Source organism: Nocardioides anomalus (genome assembly GCF_011046535.1).
Lineage (GTDB): Bacteria > Actinomycetota > Actinomycetes > Propionibacteriales > Nocardioidaceae > Nocardioides > Nocardioides anomalus.
The window spans coordinates 5,002,998-5,019,480 of record NZ_CP049257.1 but is presented as its reverse complement, the minus strand read 5'-3'; the positions used below and the strand labels follow the sequence as shown (position 1 = coordinate 5,019,480).

The 16,483-nt window shown below is 74.0% G+C and carries 15 protein-coding genes and 1 pseudogene; 6 read left to right on the top strand and 10 right to left on the bottom strand.

Features of this window, described 5'->3' with window-relative positions; all coding sequences use genetic code 11:
• Positions 1-34 precede the first annotated feature (34 nt).
• Positions 35-552: pseudogene (locus tag G5V58_RS25035) on the top strand (DJ-1/PfpI family protein).
• Positions 553-729: 177 nt separating this feature from the next.
• Entirely contained in the window at positions 730-1,410 is a 681-nt protein-coding gene (locus G5V58_RS25030) for an alpha/beta fold hydrolase (RefSeq protein ID WP_230486950.1), read from the top strand.
• A gap of 10 nt (positions 1,411-1,420) precedes the next feature.
• Here G5V58_RS25030 and G5V58_RS25025 read toward each other — a convergent pair whose 3' ends face one another.
• From G5V58_RS25025 to G5V58_RS25000, 6 genes are all read right to left on the bottom strand, one after another.
• Positions 1,421-2,815, bottom strand: a complete 1,395-nt coding sequence (locus G5V58_RS25025; RefSeq protein WP_165238292.1) for a hypothetical protein — start codon at positions 2,813-2,815, stop codon at positions 1,421-1,423.
• Positions 2,812-3,186 (bottom strand): hypothetical protein, encoded by a 375-nt coding sequence (locus tag G5V58_RS25020; protein ID WP_165238290.1) that lies wholly within the window; start codon positions 3,184-3,186, stop codon positions 2,812-2,814. Before G5V58_RS25020 ends, G5V58_RS25025 begins: the two co-directional genes overlap by 4 nt.
• 37 nt (positions 3,187-3,223) lie before the next feature.
• On the bottom strand, positions 3,224-4,102 hold the full coding sequence (locus tag G5V58_RS25015; RefSeq protein WP_165238288.1) for a hypothetical protein: 879 nt from the start codon (positions 4,100-4,102) through the stop codon (positions 3,224-3,226).
• A 1-nt stretch (position 4,103) separates the two neighbouring features.
• On the bottom strand, positions 4,104-6,167 hold the full coding sequence (locus G5V58_RS25010; protein WP_165238286.1) for a hypothetical protein: 2,064 nt from the start codon (positions 6,165-6,167) through the stop codon (positions 4,104-4,106).
• A 123-nt stretch (positions 6,168-6,290) separates the two neighbouring features.
• Positions 6,291-7,385 (bottom strand): Ig-like domain-containing protein, encoded by a 1,095-nt coding sequence (locus tag G5V58_RS25005; protein ID WP_165238284.1) that lies wholly within the window; start codon positions 7,383-7,385, stop codon positions 6,291-6,293.
• Between the two features lie 80 nt (positions 7,386-7,465).
• Positions 7,466-7,849, bottom strand: a complete 384-nt coding sequence (locus G5V58_RS25000) for a hypothetical protein (RefSeq protein ID WP_165238282.1) — start codon at positions 7,847-7,849, stop codon at positions 7,466-7,468.
• A gap of 63 nt (positions 7,850-7,912) precedes the next feature.
• On the opposite strand from G5V58_RS25000, the gene G5V58_RS24995 reads away from it, so the two are divergent.
• Complete coding sequence (locus G5V58_RS24995; protein ID WP_165238280.1) at positions 7,913-9,601, top strand: glycoside hydrolase family 44 protein; 1,689 nt, start codon at positions 7,913-7,915, stop codon at positions 9,599-9,601.
• A gap of 31 nt (positions 9,602-9,632) precedes the next feature.
• Positions 9,633-10,130, top strand: coding sequence for a DoxX family protein (locus G5V58_RS24990; RefSeq protein WP_165238278.1), 498 nt, complete (start codon positions 9,633-9,635; stop codon positions 10,128-10,130).
• A 3-nt stretch (positions 10,131-10,133) separates the two neighbouring features.
• Here G5V58_RS24990 and G5V58_RS24985 read toward each other — a convergent pair whose 3' ends face one another.
• A complete protein-coding gene (locus G5V58_RS24985) occupies positions 10,134-11,165 on the bottom strand; it encodes a hypothetical protein (RefSeq protein WP_165238276.1) in 1,032 nt (343 codons plus the stop codon).
• A 192-nt stretch (positions 11,166-11,357) separates the two neighbouring features.
• Between G5V58_RS24985 and G5V58_RS24980 the strand changes: the two genes are divergently transcribed.
• Positions 11,358-11,558: a hypothetical protein gene (locus G5V58_RS24980; RefSeq protein ID WP_165238274.1), complete on the top strand. Its 201-nt coding sequence runs from the start codon at positions 11,358-11,360 to the stop codon at positions 11,556-11,558.
• A gap of 10 nt (positions 11,559-11,568) precedes the next feature.
• Here the strand turns inward: G5V58_RS24980 and G5V58_RS24975 are convergent, their stop codons facing one another.
• From G5V58_RS24975 to G5V58_RS24965, 3 genes are read right to left on the bottom strand one after another with little or no spacing between them, the layout of a single operon-like run.
• On the bottom strand, positions 11,569-12,915 hold the full coding sequence (locus tag G5V58_RS24975) for a hypothetical protein (protein WP_165238272.1): 1,347 nt from the start codon (positions 12,913-12,915) through the stop codon (positions 11,569-11,571).
• A gap of 7 nt (positions 12,916-12,922) precedes the next feature.
• Positions 12,923-13,501, bottom strand: a complete 579-nt coding sequence (locus tag G5V58_RS24970) for a 3'-5' exonuclease (protein WP_230486949.1) — start codon at positions 13,499-13,501, stop codon at positions 12,923-12,925.
• Between the two features lie 20 nt (positions 13,502-13,521).
• On the bottom strand, positions 13,522-14,331 hold the full coding sequence (locus G5V58_RS24965) for an Fpg/Nei family DNA glycosylase (RefSeq protein ID WP_165238270.1): 810 nt from the start codon (positions 14,329-14,331) through the stop codon (positions 13,522-13,524).
• Positions 14,332-14,553: 222 nt separating this feature from the next.
• On the opposite strand from G5V58_RS24965, the gene G5V58_RS24960 reads away from it, so the two are divergent.
• Complete coding sequence (locus G5V58_RS24960; RefSeq protein WP_165238268.1) at positions 14,554-16,479, top strand: SCO7613 C-terminal domain-containing membrane protein; 1,926 nt, start codon at positions 14,554-14,556, stop codon at positions 16,477-16,479.
• Positions 16,480-16,483: the final 4 nt, after the last annotated feature.

The window sequence follows — 16,483 nt, the reverse complement described above, 5'->3', positions numbered from 1 at the left end:
CCTGACCGGCGACGCCGCCGAGGAGCTCGACACCATGTACCCCTACTACCGCGTGCAGGAGGGTGGCTGGGACGTCGACGTGGCCAACCGCACGCTGCGTGACGTGCAGCTGGTCATCCACGAGTTCGACCCCAACTCCGATGCCTACGTGGAGAAGAACGGGCGCAAGCTGCCGGTCGACGTACCGTGGGCCGAGGTCGACGTCGAGCGGTACGACGCCCTGATCATCCCCGGCGGCCGCGCCCCGGAGTGGATCCGGGTCGACGCCGACGTCCGGCGGATCACCGAGCACTTCTTCGCCCGGGACCTGCCGATCGCCCTGGTCTGCCACGGCGCGCAGGTGCCCGCCGTGTACGGACTGCTGAAGGGTCGCAAGACGGCGTGCTTCCCCCGATCACCGGCGACATGGAGAACGCTGGCGCCACCGTCATCGACGCACCCGACGTCGTCGACGGCAACCTGGTCTCCTGCCGCGGCTGGCCCGACATGCCTCAGTTCGGCCGGGCCATGATGGACCTGTTCGCGAAGTCGGTCAGCGCCGTCCCGGCGTGAGCGCCCCCGCCACCTGCGCGACGGCATGACGGGCCCGACGACGACCCCGTCCGCCTCCCGGACGGTCGACGTCGACGGCTCGGCCGTGCACGTCCTCGAAGGTGGCGAGGGACCCGCGGTGCTGCTGCTCCACGGCTCCGGACCCGGCACGACCGGGTCCGGAGCCTGGGGGCGACCGTGGAGGCGCTGGGCGCCGCGTGGCACTTCGTCGCCCCCGACCACGCCGGCTTCGGCCGCACCCCGCTCCCGCCCGGCTCGCGCGGCGGGCTGACGCAGTGGACCGACGGGGCCGCGGGCGTGATGGAGGCCCTGGGCTTCGACACCTACGCGGTCGTCGGCCACTCCATGGGCGGGGCGGTGGCCCTGGCTCTGGCGGCAGCACGCCCCGCGCAGGTCGAGCGGGTCGTCGCCGTCTCCACCATGGGCGCCCCCGGGGCTCCGCTGTCGCCCGACCTCGACGCCCTCTGGGCGGCCCCGCCCGATCGGAGCGGGGCCGCGGACATGCTGAGCCGGCTGGTGCTCGACCAGTCCCTCGTCACCGACGCGGCCGTCTCGGCCCGCGCCGAGGCCATGGCGGCGGGAGCGGCCGCCTTCGCCGGCGTGTTCCCGGCGCCGCGGCAGCGGTGGGCCGAGGACCTGACCCTGTCGCCAGACCAGCTCACCGAGGTGCGCGCCCCGGTCCTGCTGGTCCACGGCGCCCAGGACCGCGTCACCCCGCTACGAGAGGCCGCGCTCCCCCTGCTCGACCTGCTGCCCGACGTCCGCCTGCACGTGCTGGGGCGCTGCGGCCACGTGCCCGCGCTGGAGCACCCACGAGCGTTCCGGCACCTCCTGGCCGACTTCCTGACGTCGCCGTGAGTCCGGTCGGTCAGGCGTAGGCGCCGCCACCGGCCGGCACGGGCGGCTCGGTCGGGAAGTCGCCGTACTCGCCGTTGCTGAGGTCGCCGTCGGTCTTGTCGTCCTGGTCGTCGCCGCCGCCGCCCTCGCCGTCCGCCCGGTCCTGGAGGCCACCGAGCTCGTGGTCGAGGGCGCCGCGCTGGCCGGTGTCGTCGACGCCGTAGTCGACGTCGTCGAAGGTGTGCTCGGCCTGGCCGAGCTTGGTGTTGAGGGCGGACAGGCCGGACAGGCCCTTGACGCCGGGGAGGCCGCTCAGGGTGTCGAGGACGTCGTGGAAGCTCTCGAGGCGACCGGCCTGGGCCTGCGCCCAGTCCCGGATGGTCTTCTTGAGGTTGAGGCAGTCCTCGATGATCCCGCGGACGGTCTCGATGTCGTCGATGATGTCCTGGAACTGCTTCAGGGGGCTGTCGCCGGAGAACAGGTCCTTGATCGCGTGGAAGGCCATCTGGAGCTCGCCGGCGAACGGGATCACCCGCGAGCCCACCTTGCTGGCCAGCTCGGTGATCTTGGTGCCGAGCAGGACCAGGACTTTCTCCACCTCGACGGCGATCTTCTCCGAGACGCGGGCGATGCCCTCGAAGGCGTACGAGCCCTTGCTGAGCGCGTCGCCGGCCAGGTCCATGGCCTTGCCGAAGGCCACGAACGTCGCCGCGACCGCCGCGCCCGTCTCGCCCTCGAGCGACTGCGGCGTCTTGGCCCCGAGCTGACGGAAGTTGCGGGCCCAGGCGTCGAAGCCCTTGTCGAGGTCCTTGCAGGCGTTGGCGTTGCGGCCGATCGCGGTGTAGTCGGCGGCCAGCGGGTAGACCAGGTAGTCGCGCAGCCCGAGCTCGGTGAGCGGCGTGATGCCGGCGCCGAGCTTGTTGAGCAGGTCGATGCCGTCGTTGATGGTGTCGCGCGCCGTGTCCCACGCCGCCGCGGCGGCGTCGAAGCGCGCGTCGTGCTCCATGCTGCTTCCGCCGTCGGCGGGCGAGCCGAGCGCGGCCTCCACGTCGCTGAGGTGGAAGTTCTCGATCGACGGGGGCGTGGCGTCGCACCGGATGTCGTTGGCGCGGTACGACATCAGCGCGTCGCGGACCACGGCGTCCTGGTCGCGGATGTGCTTGGCCGAGTCGTAGATCGCGCCGCCCACGTCGTTCCACGACGTACCGAACCCGCGCACCGCCTCGTCGAACCAGTCGGCCATCTTGGGCAGCACGTCGGCGATCGGGCGCAGCGCGCAGGTGTGGTAGGCGAACCCCGACGGGTCGCAGACCTTGCTGCGGAAGTAGCCGCCGAGCTGCCCCGCCTCGTCGCCGACCGCGTTCATCGCCGTGAACAGCTGGCCCAGGTGGGTGTAGTCGATCTTGAGGTTGCCGTGTCCGCTCACTGCGCCGTCCCCGTGCTCAGCTCCCGGGTGGCCCGGCTCCACAGCCACAGGCCCCCCTCGTGGTCCTCGGGCGCGCGCCACACGGCCGCCCAGGTCAGATCGCTCTCGGCGACCTTGCCGGCCAGCCACCGCGCCTCGAACGGCGCCCCGTCGGCCTCCGCCGCCCGGGCCATCGCGTCGGCCACCGCCGGCTCGAGGGGGCGGTCGGCGTCGTCCGCGCGGACCGCCTGCACCCGCTGCTCGACCCGGTCCAGCGCGGCCAGCAGCCGGGCCTCGGCGTCGCGCTCGGCGCGCTCCGCGAGGCCCTGGTCGAGGTCCTCGACGGTCTCGAGCGCCGCGGGCGTCTCGGAGGCGGAGAAGTGGTCCGGCACCCTCGGCGGATACCCGCCCCCAGGCGGCCCGAAACGATCAGACCAGGTCCTTGCGCAGGTGCACGTCGTCGATCCCGGCCCCGGCCTCGAGGAACGTGCGCCGCGCGGAGTCGTCGTGGGCGTAGACCCGCAGGTGGACGTCGCGCACGCCGAGGGACTGCACGTGACGCCGCAGCGCGCCGAGGAACGACGGCGTGAGCCGCTGCCCGCGGTGCTCGGGGAACAGCTCGAGCGTGTTGCCCAGGAAGTCCAGCGCGCCGTCGTCGGTGGTGACCAGGGTGGCCCACGCCCGGCCCACCGGTACGCCGTCCACGAGCCCCACCATGAGCAGCTCGCCGTCCGGCGGCGGGTCGGCGGCCAGCCCGGCCACCCGGTCGCCGAGGTCGCCGAGCGAGGTCCCGCTCAGGACGCCCGCGCGCGCCATCCCGTCGCGCAGCAGCGCCGCGACCTCCGCGGAGAACACCCGACGCTCCTCGCTCGTCATGGCCCGCACCGCCACCCGACGGTCCTCCTGGAGCTCCGGCGCCGCGTCGGGGTCGAGCCGCTTGGAGACCGTCGTCATCGTGGCGAGGTAGCCGGCCGCCCGGAAGACCCCGGACAGCACCGGCGGCACGGCGGTGACGACGGAGTCCGCTCCTCGGGCCCGTGCGTGCTGCTCCAGGGCGGCCAGCACCGCGGCCCACGGCTCGGCCGCGCCCGGGTCCAGGGTCGTCTGCAGGCGTCGGACGGAGGTGCGCCGGCGGCCGTCCTCGGACGTGTGCCCGAGGAGCGCGCCGCCGACGACCACGTCCCCGACGGCGAGCTCGACGGCCTCGAGCTCACCGTCGGTGGGCAGCGGTGTCCCGGCGTCGGCGGAGCCGGCTCGCCACGCGGCGAGCCGGTCCTCCGGCATGGGGGTGACGCGGGCGACGCTCACGTCAGCGCAGCGTGACCTTCTTGGACTTCGAGCCGACGACCCGCTCGCTCGAGAGCAGCTTGACGACGTACGTCGTGGCCGCGCGGCCGTTCTTGTCCTTGACCTTGACGACGGCGTCGCCCTTGGCGTTCAGGGTGAGCCCCTTGAGCTTGACCTTCTTGCCGCCGACGCGGAACACGACCACGGTCTCGCCGGCCAGGGAGTCGTCGCCCTTGACGATGAGCTTGTCCTTCTTGCCGGCGTTCTTGGCCTTGAGCTTGACCTTGCCCTGGCCCTTGTCCGCGGCGGAACCGAAGGCGATCGGCACCGTGACCGTCTCGTTGGCGTTGCCGGTCAGCGGGCCACCGGTCGCCGGCTGGCTGGCCAGCACCAGCTTGCCGCCGAGCTCCGCGGGCTGCGGGCTCTGAGCCGGGTCGGCCACCGTCACACCCACCCCACCGAAGACGTCGGTGACGCCGGTCAGCGAGAGGGTGCGGCTCGAGCCGTCGACCAGTGCCGCGTCGGCGGTCGTGCCCGGGACCAGCTCGATCCCACGCTGGTAGGTCGCGCTCACCCGGCGGCCCGACAGCGGCTTGCCGGCCACCGCGAGCGCGGCTTTGACCGGCACCTGGCTGCCCGGCGCCGCGGTCGCGGTGGCGGGGTTGGGCGTGAGGGTGGCGTCGCCGGCGGTGAACGTCAGGAAGTACGTCGTGCCGCCGCCGGGCAGGCGGTACTCGACGGTGTAGTCCCCGTCGGGACCCGACGACGCGAAGGCGATCGGCGCCAGACCGCGGGCGTCGCTGGTCGTGGTCTCGTACGTCGCGGGCGGGGTCCCGCCCGTCGGGTAGAGGCGGTACTCGACCTGACCGGCCGGCACCGGGCGGCCGTAGCTGTCCTGGAGCGCCAGGCGCAGGTCTCCCGCGGCGTACTCGTCGTCGTCGAAGACGTGCCCGTCGACCGAGACCCCGGACACCTCGTTGACCGACGAGGTGTACGACGACGGCGTGGTCTCCAGGTCGGTCCCGGCCTCGTAGGCGTCGGCGTCCGTGGTGTTGACGTAGTAGGACCCCACGGACCCGGCCACCGCCGTGTCGACGATCAGCCCAGCGCCGTCGGTGTAGCCCACCAGGGACCCGTCGCCCGAACGGCGGATCTCGGCGCCCGCCACGGGCTGCGTCGACGGCCCGCCCGCGTTGTCGTAGACGCTGATCGTCACCGGCACGGCTTGTCCCGCCGGGGCGGACGGCACGCCGGCGGAGATGCTGCCGATCGTCTGCGGGTGGAGCGTGCGGGCCTGGACGTCGTCGGTGTCCCGCACCGCACCGATGGCGATGGCCTTGCCGTCCGCGGCACCGAAGGCGGTGATGTCCAGTGCGGCGTGGAACTGCCCACCGGCGAAGGACTGCGTGGACGGCGACAGCGTCTTGAGGTCGTAGGCCTCGACCGACGCGTTGACCTTGCCCTGAAAGGACTGGCTGGCCGGGTTCCACCACCCGACCTCGACCGTGCCTGCGGTCGCCGACGTCTCGCCCTCGACGCCGACCTGGGTCGCGGTGTGGCCACTGGACGCGTACGGCTGCACGAAGTAGCCGGTGTCCCCGGTGTCGATGAAGTCGGTCCGCGCCGCGACGGCCTCCGTGCCCCAGTCACCGCGGGCGATGGCGACGCCCTGGCGGGTCGAGTACGTCGCCGCCCCGCCCACCGTGGCCACGGCTCGCACCGCGACCTCCTTGCCGACCAGGGCCGCGTCCGGGGTCCAGTCGAGCTGGGCGAAGGTCCCGGTGGTCGCGACGGTGCCGGCGATGTCGGTCCAGCCCGTCGTCGCGTCACCGGCCTGCGGGTTCGCGTTGTACTGGAAGCTCACGGTGGCCGCCGGGTCCAGCTGCTCCGCAGTCAGGGTGACGGTCTCGTCGAGGCCGTCGTAGCGGACCGATGCGTCGGAGCCCGGGCCGAGCTGGCTGAGCAGGACGACGCCGGGGCCGGCGGCCTGGGACGGCGCGGCCGGGCCGGCGACGGCCAGGCCGGTGGCGGCCAGGGCGGCGACGGCGGTCGCGGCCAGACCTCGGTGCAGGTGGAGACGATTCACGGGACCCCGTTCGGGACGCCCCAGGCCGAGTCGTGCAGGCGCACCCCGAGGACCACGCGGATCATAAGGGCACGTCCGATCCGCGACACACCGCCCCGAAGGGTGTGCCGCCCGGGGCGTCGTTCAGTCGACCCGGAAGTTCTTGATCGCCACGTTGCCGGCGCGGTCCTTGGCGGTGGCCTGGTAGCGGCCGCCGCCGAGCGCCTTGACGTGGCACTTGCCCTTGACGCCGGAGAGCTTGTCGGTGGCGGTGCAGGTGCGGCCGTCGACGGAGATCTTGGGCTTCTGGCGGTCGATGTCGATGCCGGACACGGTGAGGGTGGCCGAGCCGCCGTCCTTGGCGGTGACGCGCACGGTGACGGACTGGTCGGCGCCGCTCTTCTTGAGGGTGATCACGTCGGGGCACTCCTCGACGAGCTCGGAGCCCTGGGGCCGGCACTTGACCCACACGTCCACGGGTGCGGAGTACCAGCCGGCCTTCTGCGGGAACGTCGACAGCACGCGGGCCTCGAGGAGCGGGTCCGTGCGGCTCTCGGTGCCGCTGGCGCCGGAGGTGTAGTGGTCGTCGCCGGCGTACGTCGCGGAGAGGGTGTGCGGCCCCGGGGCCAGCGTGCGGTTCAGCGTGGCCCGACCGGCCACGGCCTGGACCGGGGCCTGGGCGACGCCGTCGATGGTGAAGGTGACCTGGCCGGTGGCGCGCTCGGCGTTGGGGACCTCGGCCGAGGGCGCGGCGCCGCTCACGTCGGCGGTGATCGTCGACGGGCCGGTGAGCACCGCGACCGAGCCCGGCGCCTTGTTGACGAAGATCGGCTGTGATGACTGCGACGTCATGTTCTCCGAGGTCGGCGGCATGTAGATCGCCCGCAGGGAGTAGAAGTCGCTCCCCTGCGTCACTTCAAGCGGGGTGAGGTCGTCGGTCTGGAGGACCGGGCTGGTCGCCTGGCCCGCGGCGTTCAGGGCGACGGTGGCGACGACGGGGCCGGGCGGGCTCCCGCCGGGCGGGTTGAGCCGGAACTCGACGTTGCCCACGGTGACCGGCTGGCCGGCCTGGGTCACGGTGGCGACGGCCTTGACGGCCTGGCCGTAGAGGATCGTGCCGGGCGCGCTGAGCGTGGTCTCGGTAGGCCCCGCGGCGTGGGCCGGTCCAGCCAGCACCACGGGCGCACCGAGGGCCAGCGGCAGCGCCACCACGAGCGCAGCACGACGCAACAGCTTCATCGCAGATCCCCCTTGTCGTCGCCTCCTCGAGAGGACGACCTCCCTCGACTCTAGAGGGAGGGTCCGCGGACGTCGATGGCTCAGCTGGCCAGTTCCCGGGGCACGTCCAGCCGTGGTATCCCGCCGAGCCCCTTGCGGTAGCGCACGTGGTCGGCGTGGGCGTCGAGGGTCCGGTAGAGCACCTGGTGCGCCTCCCACGGCAGCGGGTCGGGGCCGGGCTGCCAGCTCTCGCCGAAGGCGATCCACACCGGCACCCAGCCCGCGGCGTCGTCCCAGGCGCCGCGCTTGGCCGTCAGCATGCGCCGGCGGATCTGGAACGCCGTGCGCGGGCCGTCGGTGCAGATGGGGGCGGTGGCCACCGGCCAGAGCCGGAGGTCCTGGGCCATCAGCTCGACCTCGAGGTCGCGCAGCACGCGCGGGTCGACCAGGACGGTCGCGGCGTTCTCGTGCCGGAGACGCTCCATGGCGGAAACGCTCGCTCGCCCGAAGCGCGCACGTCAAGCCTTGACAGGTGCGACGATCGGTGGGTGCGCCTGCTCCCCCCGCTGGCCGTCGCCGGGCTCCTGGCCGCCGCGCTGACCGCGGCCCCGACCACCGACACCGCTGCCGCGCCGGCCGTTCCGGCAGCAGCGGCGGCAGCGCCACGCCCCGCGCAGACCTCGGTGGCCAAGCCGGCCAAGGGCCCGCGGCTGAGCGTCGACCTCAAGAAGGGCACGCACCGGATCTCGCCGCTGGTCTACGGGGTGAACTTCGCCGACGCGGGATTCGCCAGGACCGTGGACCTGCCCGTGGACCGGTGGGGCGGCAACGCCACCGAGACCTACAACTGGCAGGTCCGGGGCAGCAACCGCGGCCAGGACTACTACTTCACCAACTTCGCCGACTGCTGGACCGCGGCCTTCGGCTACTGCAAGCAGGGCCAGGACTTCAGCGCGGCCGACGCGCAGGTCCAGCAGGACCGCTCGACGCGCACGCAGACCCTGCTCACCCTGCCGCTCATGGGGTGGGTGGCCAAGGCGGTGTCGTACTCCGGCGACCACCCGTGCAGCTACCCCGCCTCGGCCGACCCGCAGGACGCCCACGACCCGTTCCACGCCAGCTGCGGCAACGGCCGGCGCGGCGGGCAGTGGCTCACCGCCGACCCGACCACCGCCGGGGTCGCGGTCGGCCCGTCCTTCTCCGCGCAGTGGATCTCCTCGCTGGTGCAGAGGTACGGCGACGCGGCGCACGGCGGGGTGTCGATCTACGCGCTCGGCAACGAGCCCAACCTGTGGGACGAGACGCACCACGACTTCCACCCCCAGCCCACGACGTACGACGAGCTGTGGGCCAAGTCGCGCGACCTGGCCACCGCGGTCAAGCAGGCCGACCCGACCGCGAAGACGCTCGGACCGGCCGAGTGGGGCTGGCCCAACTACTTCTGCTCGGCGGCCGACGACATCGACCGGGGCTGCTTCGCCAGCTCGCCGGACCGGGCCGCGCACGGCGGCACCGAGCTGTCGGCGTGGTACCTCCAGCAGTTCGCCGCGCAGGAGCGGCAGACCGGCCAGCGGCTGCTGGACTACTTCGACCTGCACTACTACCCGCAGGGGAACTACTCCCCCGTCACCGACGTGACCCGCCCGCTCTACGACACCGACTACACCGACCCGTCGTGGATCGGTCAGAAGATCGGGCTGGTCCCGCGGATGCGCGCGTGGGTCAAGGACAACTACCCCGGCACCAAGCTGGGGATCAGCGAGTACAACATGGCGCTCGACGTCACCGACGACCCGCGCCTGCAGAACGTCATCCAGGCCGACACCCTCGGCCTCCTCGGCCGCGAGGGCGTCGACCTCGCGACGTTCTGGCCCGACGGCAGCTCCGGCGTGCCGGAGGCGGCGTTCCGGATCTTCCGCAACTACGACGGGAGGGGCCACGCGTTCGGCGACCGCGGCGTGGCCGCCACCAGCAGCGACCAGCGCACCGTCTCGGTGTACGCCGCCCGCGTGGGCAAGCGCGGCCCGCTCACCCTCGTCGTGGTCAACAAGGCCACCCGGGCCCTCAAGACGTCCGTGGCCCTCCAGCACGCCCGGCCGCGCGGCGAGCCGAAGGCCTACCAGTACGCCGGGAAGAAGATCCGCAAGGTCCGCTCGGTCCGGCTGCGCGGCCAGGCGCTGCGCCTGTCGCTGCCGGCGTCCTCGATCACCCTGGTCCAGCTGCCGCTGCGGAAGTGATACCCCGGTCCGCTTCGGGTACCACTCGCTCATGCGCCTCGCCAAGCTGACCTCCCGCGTCCTCATCGGTGCCCTCTTCGTGGGCCACGGCACCCAGAAGCTCAAGGGCTGGTTCGGGGGCCCCGGCATCGAGGGGATGACCGCCGGCATGGAGCAGATGGGCATGCACCCGCCGCGGCGCAACGCCTACGCCGCCGGCCTCAGCGAGACCGTCGGCGGCGGTCTGCTCGCGCTCGGTCTGTTCACACCCGTCGCCGCCTCGATGCTGAGCGGCACCATGCTGGTCGCGATCGAGAAGGTCCACCGCGCCAACGGCCCCTGGGTCTCCAGCGGCGGCTGGGAGTACAACGCGGTGCTCATCGCCGCCGCGCTGGCCTTCGCCGAGGACGGCCCCGGCGACGTCTCCCTGGACCACGCCCTGGGCATCGAGCGCACCGGCGCCTCGACCGCGCTGGGTGCGGCCGCGCTGGCCGCGGCGGCGGCGTACGGCGCGCTGTCGGCGGCCAAGAAGGCCGCGCCGGCCTCCTGATCGTCAGCGGTCGGGGGTCACCACGAACCACGGCTCGTGCCAGCCGCCGAGGCTCTCGCGGTCGGCCAGCCACTGCTCGCGGGTGACCGTCACCGACTGCCCGCCGCCGGGCTCGTAGAACGTGATCGACCCGGCGTCGGAGGCGGTGGCCAGCACCACGTGCCGCGGCGCCCAGTCGCCGACGTACACCGGCACCGTGTGGCCCGCCCGGACGGCCTGCGCGATCTGGTCGTAGCTGGAGCCGCGGTCGCCGACGAGGTGCCAGCCGTACGTCGTCCCCGGCACGCCCGAGCCGCCGGCCGCGGACATCTCGCGGGCCGCGTCGTGCGGGTGCGTGCCCCAGCCCTCGGGCCAGGCCGGGTTGAGCTCGCCGTCGCGGGAGTGCCAGCCGTTGGTCTGGTGGTGCATGGCCAGGGCCTCGGCGCCGAAGCGGCTCTGCGCGTCACCGCCCGTCGTCTGGCCGGTGGCGGGGTCGTAGCCGTCCAGCACCTTCATCGCGTACGCCGGGTCGTTGATCATCCGCGACATGACCAGGCTCGCCGAGCCGCAGGTCGTCTGGTCGGGCTGGGTGCCGTGGAAGCGGGTCGGGTCCAGGGCGGCCACCTGCTCGGGCGTCATCGCGGCCAGCCGGTCGTGGTAGCGCTGGAGGGCCTCGCCCTGCAGTCCCCTGCGCTGGGCCCGGTCGGTGAGGGCCCGGACCTGCTGGGCGGCGGGGTCCTGTGGGGTGGTCAGCGCGCTCGGCGCCGCGGCGCCCGAGCCCGCGCCGCCGTCCCCCGACACCTCGTCCTGGCTCCGGGCCTCCTCGCGCAGGGCCGCCGCCAGCGCGGCCACGAAGCGTGCGGCCGCGTCGAGGGCGGGCCGCTCGGTCGCCGACCAGCCGTCGCGGACCCGTTCGGCGTCCGGCCCGGTCCAGTCGAAGGCGTGCAGGCTGCTCTCGAGACGCCCGGCCAGGGCGAGGAGCTCCTCGGCCCCGCGCGCCAGCGTGTCGCCGGTGGCGAGCCCCGCGGTGGTGTCCATCCCGAGCAGCTGCGTCACGCCCAGACCGTAGGGCCGGCGCGGGCGTGGCGGCAGGTGGAAGGTTCCGGGCTCGTGCGCCCGGCGTACCCCTGGCCCGGACGGGCCATCGGGTCCCGGGGGTCCGACCCCTTGCCGCGGGTGCGGGGTTCGGGGTACTCAAGGGGCGGGTCGGCGTCGCGGGAGGCCGACCACGCCGGGAGGTGGAGCGGGATGAGGCTCGTCATCGGGGTCGTGCTGGTGGTCTGGCTGGTGATCGGGGCGGCCGCCGCCGCCCAGCGTGGCTACTTCGACAACGACCGCACCGTGGACTGCCGGTCCGGCGCCACGACCGCGGTCACGGTCGTGGCCGGACCGCTCAACTACGTCGGCGTCGACCCCAAGATCAGCTGCAAGGCGCCGCGCCCGAGCTGACGTCCCGGCCTCAGCGCGCGGCGGCCGCGACGGAGTCCATGTACTCCTTGATCGTCGGCACCGCGGTGAGCCGGTCGCGGAAGAAGTTGTTGATGAGGTTCACGACCTGGGTCTTGGCCGACTCGATGTCGACCGATCCCTCGGCGGCCAGCTCGCCGCCCTCGGCGGTCTCCTCCAGCGCGCTGCGCAGCTTGAGCAGCGCCGCGACCAGCTCGGTCTCCTGGACGCCGTCGAGCGCCTGGACCACCGTGAGCACCAGGTCGTCGGTCTGCGCCTGGACGGTCTCGACCGGGACCGTGGAGCCGGGCGCGGCGGCGTTCTCCAGCGTCCCGATCAGCGACCAGACCTGGTAGAGCATCGTGGTCGGCTCGTCGAACAGCTCGCGGACGTACGCCGCGTCGAGGTGGCGGCCGGTGAGCCGGAAGACGTTGTACATCCGCTTGGCGGCCTTGCCGTAGTTGGCGTGGCCGGCGTCGAGGTACTTGCGGACCTCGCCCTCGAGCTGGTCGACGTAGTGGTCGAGCGCGTCGCCCGAGACGTGCTGGACGACCTTGGTGAACGTCGGCAGCTGCTCGGCGTCGAGGTAGACCTCCTGGAAGTAGGCGTCCAGGTAGCCGTCCAGCGCGACGATGTCACCGTCCGGCGACTCCCAGGTCACGTCGATGACGTTGCTGGCGTTGGTGAGCCGGTGCCGCTCGGGGTCGACCACGACCCAGTCGAGCTTGCACCAGCCCGGCTCGGACGCCAGCTCGTCCCAGCGCAGCGTCGTGGGGGTGCCGTCGACCTCGACGCCGAGCTCACCGGCCCTGATCTCGTCGATCCGCCAGGAGATCGGCGCCCCCTTGCGCTGCGGCGCGCCGGCGCGGACGCAGTCGAACGGGTAGGAGCTCCACTTGGCCTCGATGAACTGGTACGTCGGGCCGGTCTCGAACCCGATCGCCTTGTCCCGCATCAGCCCGGCCAGGACCGAGCACGCCTCCGCCCGGCTCACCGCCCGGATGTTGAGCCGCTGGAAGAAGTCCGCGTCGCCCGGGTGGGTCTGGATCTTGGACTGCGCCGCGGAGCCGGAGAGGGCCAGCGCACCCTCGGCCACGCCCTCGGGCCCGGTCACCTCGACGATCGCGCCGATCGCGCGGAACCGGGCCAGGTCGCGCGCGCTGAAGTCGAGCATGCTCACCCGGTGGCCGAAGACGCCCGCGGTCTCGTCGATGACGATGTCCTCGGTCTCGACGCCGTCCTCGCGGGTCATGGCCGCGAGCCAGCGCTCGGTGTCGGCGGCGTCCAGCTCGATCCCGAGCCGTTGCGCCGACTCCACCAGCCGGGTGACGTCGTCCTCGGGGGCCGGGGTCTCGCTCATCGTGGTCCTAGTCGTCGTGCGCGTGCGCGGGCTCGTCGTACAGCGCGCGGAACAGGGCGGCCTGGTCCTGCGCGTCGGAGAGAGCGTGGTGGGCGAGGGGCCGACCTGACAAGTACTTCGGGCCCAGCACCTTCATGCTCGTCTCCGCCCACGTGCTGCCCAGCCGGCCCATCGCGAACGCCTTGATGTCGAGCGGGCTGTGGCCGAACGGGTTGCGCCCGACGTAGCGCTCGAAGTAGTCGGCCACGAACATCCAGTCGAAGGCCGCGTTGAAGCCCACGAACACCGCGCGGTGTCCCTCCGGCACCACCTCGGCCACCCAGGCCGCGAACTGCGGCATCGCCTCGTCGGGCGGCACGCCCATGGTCCGCAGGACGTCGAGCGAGAGCTTGCTGACCTCGAGGGCCTCGAGCGTCGTGCGCTTGTCCTCGGGCCGCAGCTCGACGTAGTACGTCCTCTCCGGGTCGTCGACCAGGCAGGCGCCGATCGAGAGCAGCGCGTAGTCGCCCGGCGTCGCGCCGCCGGTCTCGACGTCGACCGAGATCAGCGTCTCCGCCGCGTCCACGCGCTGGTTGTGGCCCACCATGGCGGTGAGCCTTGCACGGGCTACTGCTCGGCGGAGCAGAACCAGGTGGTGCGGCCGCCGACCGTGGCGCGCTGCATCTCGGCGCCACAGCGCGGGCAGTGGTCGCCGCGCTTGCGGTGCTTGATGATCTCGCCGGTGTGCACGCCACCGTTCTTGAGCGCGCGGCGGATCGAGGTGCGCAGCGTGCGCGCGAGCGTGGTGGCCTCCTCCGCGGTGAGCTCGTCGGCCGGCTTGCGCGGGTCGACGGCCGCCTGCCACAGGGCCTCGTCGGCCAGGAGGTTGCCGACGCCGGCGATGGCGTGCTGGTCGAGCAGCCGCGCCTTGACCGCGGTGTGCGAGCGGCCGAGCAGCGCGCGCAGGTCCGGCGCGCGGACCTCGGCGGCGTCCGGGCCGAGGGCGTCGATGTCCGGATCGAGCCGGACCCGGCCGAGCCGGCGCTTGTCGAACAGGCGCAGCGAGCCGCCGTCCTCGAACACCAGGGTGAACCGGTCCCACTCCGGCTTGGTCGCCCGCGCCTGGCGCCGGCGGCCGGTGCCGACGTAGTCGCCGCCCTCGTCGTCCTCCCGGTCGGGCTTGCTGATGTGGATCCGCCCGCTCATGCCCAGGTGGATGCCGAGCGCGGGCCCGTCGTCGGAGGTGTCGCACCAGATCGACTTGCCCCGGCGGTTCGCCCGGGTGAGCGTGCGGCCGACCAGCGCGTCCTTGATCTCGCCCGGCGTGTGCGGGCGGCACACCCAGGTGTCGGCGTCGTCGACGTCGGCGATCGTGCGGCGCAGACCGGAGCGCTCGATCACCGCCCGGGCGGACTCGACCTCGGGCAGCTCGGGCACACCAGATGAGTACCCGGACTCAGCCTCCCTGAGCGCGCCCGCGCTGCCGCCGGACCGGGTCGCGCGGGCGCAATGGGGTGGTGACCGTGCGCCCCGACTGCTGTCCCCGCTGCGGCTTCGTGCTCGACCAGCCGCCGCCGCCCCCCTCCCCCGCCCCTGCCGACGTACCCAGCGCCCGTGCGACCGGCGCTGCCTCCTCGACGCGGACTCCGCACCGCGTCGGTGCCCACGCTCCTCCTCGGACTCGGCGGCACCTGCCTGCTCGTCGCGGCCGTCATCTTCCTGGCCGTGGCCTGGACCTGGCTCGGGGTCGGCGGCCGGACCGCCGCCCTGCTGGGCCTGACCGTCCTGGCCGGCGCCGGCGGGCAGTGGCTGGCCCGGCGCGACCTCGGGGTCGCGGCCGAGGCGCTCACGACCGTCTCGCTCGGGCTGCTGGTGCTCGACGTGGTCGGCGCCGATCGGGCCGGCTGGCTCGGCGACCTCGCGCCCGGCCACCTCGTCGCGGTGACCGGCGCCGTCGTCCTCGCCGCCTGCCTCCCGCTGCTGCGGCTCGTCACGCCGCAGGTCGTCGCGCCGCTGGCCGTCGCCGCGATCGCCGCGGGCCTCGGCGAGATCTGGGCACCGGCGCTGGCCGTCGTGGCCTGCGCGGCGCTGGCCCTCGCCCGGCGCCGGGTCGTGCTGCCCTGGACCTCCCTGGCGGTCGGGGGGCTGGCCTGGCTGGTGCTGGGGCTGTGGGCGCTGGCCGACGTGGGGACGCCGACGCTGCGCTCGCTCTGGCTCGAGGGCCACGGCGCCTGGCTGCTGGTCACCGCCGCGCTGGCCCTGGTCCTGTGGCCGCTGGCGCCGGCGCGGCCGCTCGCCGCCGCGGTCACCGTCACCGTGCTCACCGGCACCGTCGGGCTGCCGGTGCTCGACGAGGGCCCGAGCGCGATCGGGTGGGCCGCGGTCGGCGCCGTCGCCCTCTGGGCGGTGGTCGCGGCGGTGACCCCGCCGCGGTGGTCGGTCGTCCCGCGGGTGCCGCTGGTCGGCGCGCTGCTCGTGCTGCTGCCGCCGGTGGCCTGGCTCGCGACGTCGGCGGTGACCAACCTGGTGACGGTGGCGGCGCCGTTCGCCGCGGACGCTGGCGTGCGGCTCACCCCGGGTGCGGTGGAGCTCGACCCGCTGGTGCTGTCCGCCGGCGTGGCCGCGGTCGCGCTGGCCCTGCGACTGACCCTGCGCCGGGTGCCGGTCTGGCCGCTGCTGGCCCTCGGCGCGGTGCTGACGGCAGCCCTCTACCCGCTGCCGCTGTGGGTGTTCGTGCTCGTCCTGGGCCCGCTCGGCGTGCTGGTGGCCCTGCCCAGCGCGGTGCTGACCCTGCTCGTCCTGCTCGAGGTCGTGGCGCTCAGCGCGTGGCGGTGCCGGCCGGCCCTCCCGGCGGCCGTCGGTGCGGCGGTGTGGACGGCCGGGGAGCTGCTCGGCACGGCGTACGACGTCCGCTCGCTCGCGGTGCTGGTCGTCGCGGGGCTGCTCGCGGTGGCCCTGCGGCGGCCGGTGGCCGACGCGGTCGCGGCGGGGACCGCGCTCGTGGCGGCGCTCGGCGTGCTGGCCGCCGACGACCTCTCCGTGGCCCTCGCCGTGCACCTGACCGTGGCCGGGGCGCTGGTCACGCTGCGCGGCCACCGCTGGGCGGGCGGCCTGCTGCTGGCCGCGGCCACGTGGGTGCGGCTGCGGGACCTCGGCGTGACCGCACCGGAGGCCTACACCCTGCCGACCGCGCTCGTCCTCGTGGCCGTCGGCGCCCACCGGCTCTGGTGGGACCCGGACGCGGACACCACCTCGACGCTGCTGCCCGGGCTGGTGCTGGCCACGGTGCCGTCCCTGCTCTGGGCGCTCACCGACCCGGTCTCGCCGCGGGCCGTGCTGCTCGGCGCAGGGTGCCTGGCCCTGGTGCTGGGCGGGGCCGCGCTGCGGTGGTCGGCGCCGGTGGCCGTCGGCGCCCTGGTCGGGCTGGTGCTGGTGCTCCGCGAGCTCGCGCCGTACGCCGCGCTGTGGCCGCAGTGGGCGCTCATCGGCACCGCCGGGTCGGTGCTGCTCGTGGCCGGGGTGACGTGGGAGGCGCGGGTGCGCGACCTGCGCCGGACGGCGGCCTACCTCGGCCGGCTGCGATGATCGG